This is a genomic window from Pseudomonas sp. SDO5271_S396 (assembly GCF_054071795.1).
On the sequence record NZ_JBSVWB010000097.1, the window covers coordinates 1 to 8,072 of the forward strand.

The window sequence follows — 8,072 nt, forward strand, 5'->3', positions numbered from 1 at the left end:
CACACTTGAAGGTATTCACAAATCCAAATGTGGGAGCGGGCTTGCCCGCGAAGGCGATTCAATCAACGACGCTGAACTCAAGCCTGGCCGTCTGCCCAGCCTCATCCAACACACTCAACTGATACCGCCCCAACCTTTCAAAACTGGCATTGATAAAGCCCTGATTCGCACTGTCCCCCAACGGTGCGCCATTGAGGAACCACCAGCGCCGGCCACTGCCGCCCAGGGCGGATAGCTTCAGGTGCAACGCCTGCTGGCTCGTGGCAGGCAGGCGCAGTTGATCGCCTTCGCGCACGCCGACAATCGACAAGGGCGACGACGCGGCCAGTGCTGGCGGCGGGCAATCCGGGTCCGCGGCCGGGATGCGTGCTTCGCGGCGTTCGATCCGTGGCAGCCACGGCTCCAGCGGCGCTGGCCACAGGGCAATGTTGCGGGGCTCTGCACCCGGGCAATGAGCATCTACTCGCAAGCCCTTGGCGTTAACCCACAGGTTTTCCATCAAACCCACGCTCAGCGGTTGATCCAACGCCTGCAAGGTCGGCGGAGTGGTATTGTCCAGGGTCCAGGCAAAGCGTTGGCGGCGGCAGTTGGGGTCGCTGCGGCTCATGGGCTGGCCCAGCGGCCAACAGATAGCGGCCACGCCGACGTTGGCCGGCACCGGCTTGACCGGTGCGCTGATGCCGCGCTGGCTGTCGCGATTGGTCAATACGTCGTGCACCTGCAACATCAACGGCGCCGCCGACGCCAGGCCGAACTGGCCCGGTACCGGCGTGCCGTCCGGGCGACCGATCCACACGCCGATCAGGTAGCGCGGCCCCACGCCGATCGCCCAGGCATCACGAAAGCCGTAGCTGGTGCCGGTCTTCCAGGCCAGTACCGGGCGTTGCACCAGTTCGGCACGCGGGTCACGGTCGGGCCGCGCCTGGCCACTGAGGATGCGCCGCACAATCCAGGCTGCGCCCGGTGAAAGCATGGGGCGCTCCCTGAGCGCGTCGTCCGGCTGCAACCTAAGCGTCGCGCTCTTGCCATCGCGGGCAAAGGCGCTGTAGCCACTCACCAGGTCTTCCAACCGACTCCCGGCCCCACCGAGGATCAGCGCCAGGTTCGGCTCGGCCAACGCCGGCAACGCCAAAGGCACACCGCCGATGCGCATCTGCGCCGCGAACCGCTTCGGCCCGTAGGCCTCCAGCAATTGCACCGCCGGCAGGTTGAGCGAGCTGGACAACGCCGTACTCGCCGGCACCGCGCCGGTAAAGCCCATGGAGAAATTGCCAGGCCGGTAATCGCCGTAGCGTCGCGGCACGTCCTGGAGCAGGGATTCGGAATGGATCAGCCCCTCGTCCAGGGCCATGCCGTACAGAAACGGTTTCAAGGTGGAGCCCGGCGAGCGCAGCGCGCTGATCATGTCCACATGCCCGAAGCGCCTGGCGTCGTTGATATCCACCGAGCCCAGGTAGGCGCGCACCGCCATGGTTTCTTCTTCCACCACCAGGATCGCGGCGGACGTGTGTTCCGGCAGACGCGCGCGCCAGCCCAGCAGCAAGTCTTCGAGGCGGCGTTGCAGGTTGGCGTCCAGCGTGGTGCGGATCAAGGGCGGGCTGTCCGGGCGGTTCAGGCGGCGGGCGAGCAGCGGCGCCAGGCTGGGCTCCAGCCGTGGGGCAAGCAACAGTGGCTCTTCCAGGGCTTCATCGACCGCCGCTTGTGGCCACACCTGGAACTCGGCGAGACGCCGCAGCACTTTATCGCGGGCTTCCTGCGCGCGTTGGGGGTGGCGGTCCGGACGCAGGCGGCTGGGGGCCTGGGGCAGCACGGCGAGCAAGGCGGCTTCGGCGTGGGTCAGTTGGGCCGGAGATTTGCCCAGGTACGCCCAACTGGCCGCCGCCACCCCCTGCAACGTTCCGCCGAACGGTGCACGGTTCAGGTAGAGGCTGAGAATCTCTTCTTTGGACAGGTGCCATTCCAGCTGCGCCGTGCGCCACAACTGGCGCAACTTGCCGTGAAAGGTGCGCGAGTGGGGGTCGAGCAAGCGCGCCACTTGCATCGACAGGGTGCTGCCGCCCGACACCACGCGGGCGCCTGTGAGGTTCTGCCAGGTCGCCCGCGCCAACGCCAGCGGGTTCACGCCGGGGTGCTGGTAGAACCACCGGTCTTCATAGGTGAGCAACGCGTCAAGGTAATACGGTGACACCTCGGTGGTCTGCACCGGGTAACGCCACACGCCATTGGCATCGGCAAACCGCCACAACGGCGTGCCATCCTCGGCCAGCACCACCCGCGCCAGGTCGTCCTTGGGCAGGGGCAAGGGCCAGATGCGATCCGCCAGCCACAGCACGGCAATGATCAACACCACAATGCCCAAGGCCCAGCGCACTATGTGTAGGAGCAGGCTTGCTCCCACATTTGACCGAGTACATCCGTAAATAAAGAAACCCATGTTTAACTCTATGCTGGTAGGGAACTAGCCTGCGGCAATAACAACCAAAGGCACAGATACGCCCACCTTCTCATCAGGACACACACATGCAGGTAGAAAGCTTCTTCGAATGGTTGGGCCAGGCGCTCGGCTCCATCATCCGCTTTATCGTCGACGGGCTGAGCGGGTTGTTCGGCGCCTTGACCCATGCCGGCGGCAACTTTATCGAAGGCCTGTCCCGCACCCTGGGCATGGACACGTCCATCATCAGCATCGTTACCCTGATCATCGGCCTGATGCTGCTGTACTCGGCGGTACGCGCCTTCATGCGAGCGTCGATCATCATGGGCATCATCTGGCTGATGCTGGGATTGTGGTTGCTGAGTTGGGTCGTACACTAAGCCAAAAGACACCGCAGTGATTGTTCCCACGCTCCGCGTGGGAATACCGCCCTGGACGCTCCGCGTCCGCCGTTAAAGTCGTGACGCGGAGCGTCACAGGATGCGTTCCCACGCAGAGCGTGGGAGCGATCGGTCAATAGATATCTTCATCGCCCTTTGATCACCAGGTCCGCCGGGGTCTCGCCCACCGCCTGCCAGTTCGGCCGGTACATCGACTCCACCTGCGGCGGCGGCACGCGGTAAGTGCCCGGCGTCACGGCCCGCGCCAGGTACAGCAGGTGCGTGGTGCCCGAGCCGTCCAGGTTCAGTGCCGACACGTAACGATCATCGCGGAACTCCTGATGCTTGAGGGACGCGTTCTGCATCGACTCACGCCATTCCTTCACCTGGCTGCTGGCGTTTTCCAGGCTGGCGGCGCTTTGCGCCAGGTTCTGATTTTCCAGCTCCAGGCCCGCAGGCAGTAGATCCACCACCAGGGCATCCGGCACGCGCTGTTTGGCGCTGACCGCCAGGTGCACCAGCACCAGGTCGCCGCTGTTGAGGTTGTGCAGGTTCAGCGGCTGGCCATTCATGCCCAGGTATTCGCGACGAATGCTCAGGTTATCGCCACCCGGTGCCGGCGGCACCTGTGGATACCCCGAAATCGTCAGTTGCTGATACACCGGCGCATCGCCCTGATTGCTCAGGCTCAGGTTACTGGAGAGGAGCGGGCCCTCCAGTTCCAGCGTCGATTGCTGGCTATTGAGTTCCTGCACACCGCCACTGCCGGTGAGCGATACCTGCCAGTTCGAGTCCGGCTTGGCAAACCCCAGACGCCCGGCGAGGAACAACGCGTTGCGCTCCTGAGTCGACAGGTACGGGCTGGCCGCCAACTGGTCCGACAAGGTGAACAGACGCTCTTCACGCTTGCCCTTGGCCAGGTCGTTTTCTTCCAGCAACGCCTGGATCATCGCCTGATCCCGCAACGGGCTGCCGTAGTCAGCCAGCCAGTCCTTGGCACTGCGCTGCGCGGCGAGGCCGGCGAGCAAGGCTTGATCCGCGCGCGGCTGGTCGCCCATCTTCTGCAACGCGATGGCCAACTGCACCAATGGCAACCCTGAACGGGCGTCGCTGCGCCGCTCGAAGATACTGCGCAGCGCGCCCAACGGTGCCTGCTGACTGCGCGCAAGCACCATGCCGGCGTAGGCCTGCACGGCAAAACGGGTGTGTTCGGCGTTGTCGCTGTAATCCACCTCGATCAGGTTGCGTTCCTGCACATAGCGCAGCAGGCGTTCACTGGCTTTTTTCAAGGCCTCGGCCGGGACCGCGTAGCCTTGGTCGCGAGCGCGCAACAGGAAGTCGGTGACATAGGCTGTCAGCCAGTACTCTTCCTCGCCATCGGCGCCCCACAAACCAAAACTGCCGTTGTAGCGCTGCATGCCCAGCAGGCGCTCGATGCCCAGCTCGATCTTGCGCTTGCGCTCGGCGTCCGACTCGCCCTTGACGCCCAGGCGCTTGAGCAACGCATCATCGGCATACAGCGACGGGTACAGGCCGCTGGCGGTCTGCTCCAGACAGCCGTAGGGGTACGCCTTGAGCGCAGTGATCTGCGCGCCGAGGTTCAGCGGTGGCCGGCTCGACAGGCTCAACAGCGCCTGGCGCCCCGAAGCATCGAATTGATCCAGGGTGCCCGACGGCAGGCTCCACGGCTGGTCCTTGAGCACAGCGCGGTAATGCTTGAGCAACGCTGGGTACGCCGGACGCACGCCCAGGGTCCATTCACGGCTGAACGGCGGCAGGTTCTCACCCGGCAGGTTCAACCCGTTGACCGTCACCTTGACCTTGCCCTGCCCCAAGCCACCCCAGGCTTTCACCGGGATACGCAAGGTGGTGCGCTGGCCCTGTTTCAGCTCGACGCTCTGGGCGGCGCCGTTGACCAGTTCCAACTGGCCCTCGGCGGTGAGCTGAACCTCCAGTTTCTGCGCCTGGCCCGACAGGTTGGACAGGTCCAGCGCCAGGGTGGTCTGGTCGCCACCCGCCAGGAAACGCGGCGCCGACAGTTCGGCGATCAGCGGTGCGGCGATCACCGTCTTGGCTTCGGCCATGCCGTAACGGTCATCGCTCCAGGCCTGGGCCATCAGGCGCAGTTCGCCATTGAAGTCGGGAATATTGACGCTGACTTCACCTTCGCCTTGATCGTTCAAGGTCACCGGCGCGCTTTGCAGGGCGACGATGGTCACGCTGGTGTCCGGGCGTTTGCCACCCTTGGCCAGCGCCGCGTCACCACCGAAGGCCAGGCTGGCCAGGCGTCCCTGACCGGCTTCGATCAACTGACCGTAGATGTCGAACTGGTCCACGCCGTAGGCCTTACGCCCGAACAGGCTGGCGTACGGATCGGGCGTCGGGTACTCGGTGATATTGAGGATGCCTACGTCCACCGCCGCCACCAGCACATGCACTTGCTTGGGCACGCTGCCGTCGACATTCCTGGCCGCGACTTTGACCGTCAATGGTTGTTTGGGCCGCATTTTTTCCGGCGCGGTCAGGGTCACGCCGAGTTTGCGCTGGGTGCGGTCCAGCGGCAGGTGCAACAGGCCCACCGCACGCTTGGGAGTGATATTGGCCTTGCGCTCGCCAGGGCGAATCACCAGGGCGCTTACATACAGGTCATGGCGCGACCATTTCGGATCCAGTTTCACCGCAAAACTTTTGCCCTCGGCGGGTACGTCGATTTCCTGCCACCACAACGGGCCTTCGGCCGACTCCACCAGCAAGTAACCTTTGCCAGCCGCCGGCGGCGTGACCGTGACGTTGGCGGTGTCACCGTCGCCATACGCCGGTTTATCCAGCGCCAGCTTGACCTGGTCAGGCCGCACCGCGCCGCCTTCGGTGTTGTCCTGGGCCTGGTAGCCGGCCCAGAAACGCAAGCTGCTGACCAGTCCGGTCTGCGGGTCTTCCACTTCGACGCGATACGGGCCCCACTCCACCTGGAAGCTGACCTTGGCGGTGTCACCGGCCTTGATGTTCAGGGTCTGCTCATCGAGGTTGAGGAATTTCTCGTTGAAGTGGTAGCTCCAGCCATCGCTCTCGGAGTAGTTCCAGTAATAGTCGCGGCGCTCGCGCACCAGGCGTACTTTGAGATTCGGTGCGGCCAGTTTCTGCCCGGCCTGGTTGGCCAGCAGTACTTCGAATTCCGCCGGGCCATCGCCGTTGGTTTCCTTGCCGTCAAACAGTCCGCGCAGGCCCGGCAGTTGCTCAGCCGGCCAGATCGGCTGCACCAGGCGCCGGGTGATCGGACGCCCGCCCGACTCTTGCAGGCTGGCTTGCACGATCAGTTGCAGCGGCGACTTGGCGTCCGCCCAGCGGCTTTCCAGGGTCAGGGCTTCCTGGCCCTTGGCGTCGAGCACACTTTCATCCAGTTCGAAATCCTGGCTCAGTTCTTCTTCGGTGACGGAGCCGAACTGATAACCCGGCAGCGCCTTGACCGCCTCGCGCAACGGGCGCACATAAAATTGCCCGCTGACCCGATTGCCCGACGCCGGCGCGCCGTAGAGATAGCGACCGTCGACCTGGATGACCGGGTTGTCCGCCGGGCTCAAGGGCGTGTCACTGCCCTTGAGTTCCAGCGCCAGGCGCTCGGGCAGGAAGTCTTCGACGAGAAATTCGTACAGCTGCGGCTTGCCGTCACCCAGGTCGAACACCAGTTGCCAGCGCCCGGTCGGGGCTTCGCCGGCCAGTTGCAGCTGATATTGATAGAGGCCGGAGGCATCCGCGTCCCACACGAACTTGCGACTCACCTGTTCATCCGGGCGGCGCACTTCGACGCTCACCGGTTGCGGTTTGACCGCATGGCCGTCCTTGTCCCGCAGCAGCGCGTTGAGCAGCACGGTTTCACCCGGGCGATACAGGTCACGTGGGCCGAACACAAAGAATTGCAACGGGTGCGAAGGTTGCCCGCCGATGTCGAATTCGGCCAGGTCCAGCGCCGCGCTGTCGAGGCGCAGCAGGCTGGTCTGCTCACCCTGCCTGGCCAGCAACACCTGGGCTTTTTTCGGCAGCGGCAATTCGGCGTGACCGCCTTTTTCGGTCTTGCCCTGACCCAGCACGCGGCCCTCGGCGTCGAGCACTTCGAGGTCGACGCCATCCAGCGCCTTGCCGCCTTCCAATGCCTGGGTAAACACGTCCAGGCGATTGGCGTAACGGTGCACCGACAGGCCGATGTCACTCAGGGTAAACAGGGTGGCCGGCTGGGAATAGTTGTAGGTGCCGGAAGCGCGCATCACCGCCAGGTAAACCCCCGGCTGCTGCAATTGCTTGAGGCCGGCAATCGGCAGCAGCAGGGTTTCGCGGGTGTTGCGCGCCGGGTTCAGGTCGAAACGACCGCCATAGACCAGGTCGGCCAGGGGCAGCAGCTCCCGGGACTCGTAACTTTGCAGGCTGGTGTTGCGCCCCCACTGCGCGAGGAACGACGGCAGGGATTCGGGCTTGATGCGGAAGAATTCGACGTCGATCTTGTCGACGTTCAGCGCGATCACCGGCAGGCCTTCGGCCAGGCGGGTCGGCAGCAAGGTGCCACGGCTGGCGAAGCCGACGGTGGCTTGCAGGTCACGGGTTTCCAAGCGGGCGCTGTATTCGGCGGCGAGTTTGTTGTCGTTGATCGCCTTAACACCGGCGTCCACCGTCAGCACCAGCTTGCGCTGCGGCTCCAGGTGGCGCAGGCGCAGCTCCATCAGGTTATCGGAGATTTCCCAGGCGCCATCGACCTTGCCGGATTTGCTGTCCACCAGGTGCAGCTTGTCGGCGAACTTCTGGTCGGGGTCCAGCGGAATGGAAAAACTCACCGACAAGGTGCTGGCGCCGTCAAGCTGCACCTCGGACACATCCACCACATTCAGCTCACGCCCGGCATAACGCTGCTTCAGCGCCGCCACATCCACCGCCGCCTTCGCCGGCTGGGGCGTTACCGCTGCCGCTGGGGGAGCGGCGGGCGCAGCCGGTTTATCGGAAGAATCGCAGGCGCTCAGCAGGGCCAGCGCGCAAGCCAGGAACAGTCCTTTGTTAAGCATGAGGCACTCGTAGTGATGGGGGCCGAGGGATGAACTATATATCAGCCCGTGCGGGGCCGATGTGGTGCTGGTCACATTGACCGACGGAGGGTGGTTTGGTTCTTTGCAAGACGTAAAGCCAAGCCAAATCCCACAAACACTGAAGAACCCTGTGGGAGCTGGCTTGCCTGCGATGGCGGTTTTTCAGCCACATCTCCACTGGCTGACCCACCG

General features: G+C 64.3%; 3 protein-coding genes. 1 reads left to right on the forward strand and 2 read right to left on the reverse strand.

From position 1 onward, the window contains the following. Positions 1-58: 58 nt before the first annotated feature. The gene (gene pbpC, locus ACW9IN_RS29795) at positions 59-2,371 is read right to left on the reverse strand and encodes a peptidoglycan glycosyltransferase PbpC (protein ID WP_457369197.1); all 2,313 of its coding nucleotides are present in this window, start codon (positions 2,369-2,371) and stop codon (positions 59-61) included. Positions 2,372-2,520: 149 nt separating this feature from the next. Here pbpC and ACW9IN_RS29800 point away from each other — a divergent pair, with 149 nt between their 5' ends. Then, on the forward strand, positions 2,521-2,814 hold the full coding sequence (locus ACW9IN_RS29800) for a hypothetical protein (protein ID WP_457369198.1): 294 nt from the start codon (positions 2,521-2,523) through the stop codon (positions 2,812-2,814). 146 nt (positions 2,815-2,960) lie between these two features. On the opposite strand, the gene ACW9IN_RS29805 is transcribed toward ACW9IN_RS29800, so the two are convergent. Further along, positions 2,961-7,859 (reverse strand): alpha-2-macroglobulin family protein, encoded by a 4,899-nt coding sequence (locus tag ACW9IN_RS29805; protein WP_457369199.1) that lies wholly within the window; start codon positions 7,857-7,859, stop codon positions 2,961-2,963. Positions 7,860-8,072 lie beyond the last annotated feature (213 nt).

Excerpts from the sequence above, each read along its gene's own strand:
- ACW9IN_RS29800 (WP_457369198.1), top strand. The coding sequence starts at position 2,521 with ATGCAGGTAGAAAGCTTCTTCGAATGGTTGGGCCAGGCGCTCGGCTCC.
- ACW9IN_RS29805 (WP_457369199.1), bottom strand. The coding sequence starts at position 7,859 with ATGCTTAACAAAGGACTGTTCCTGGCTTGCGCGCTGGCCCTGCTGAGC.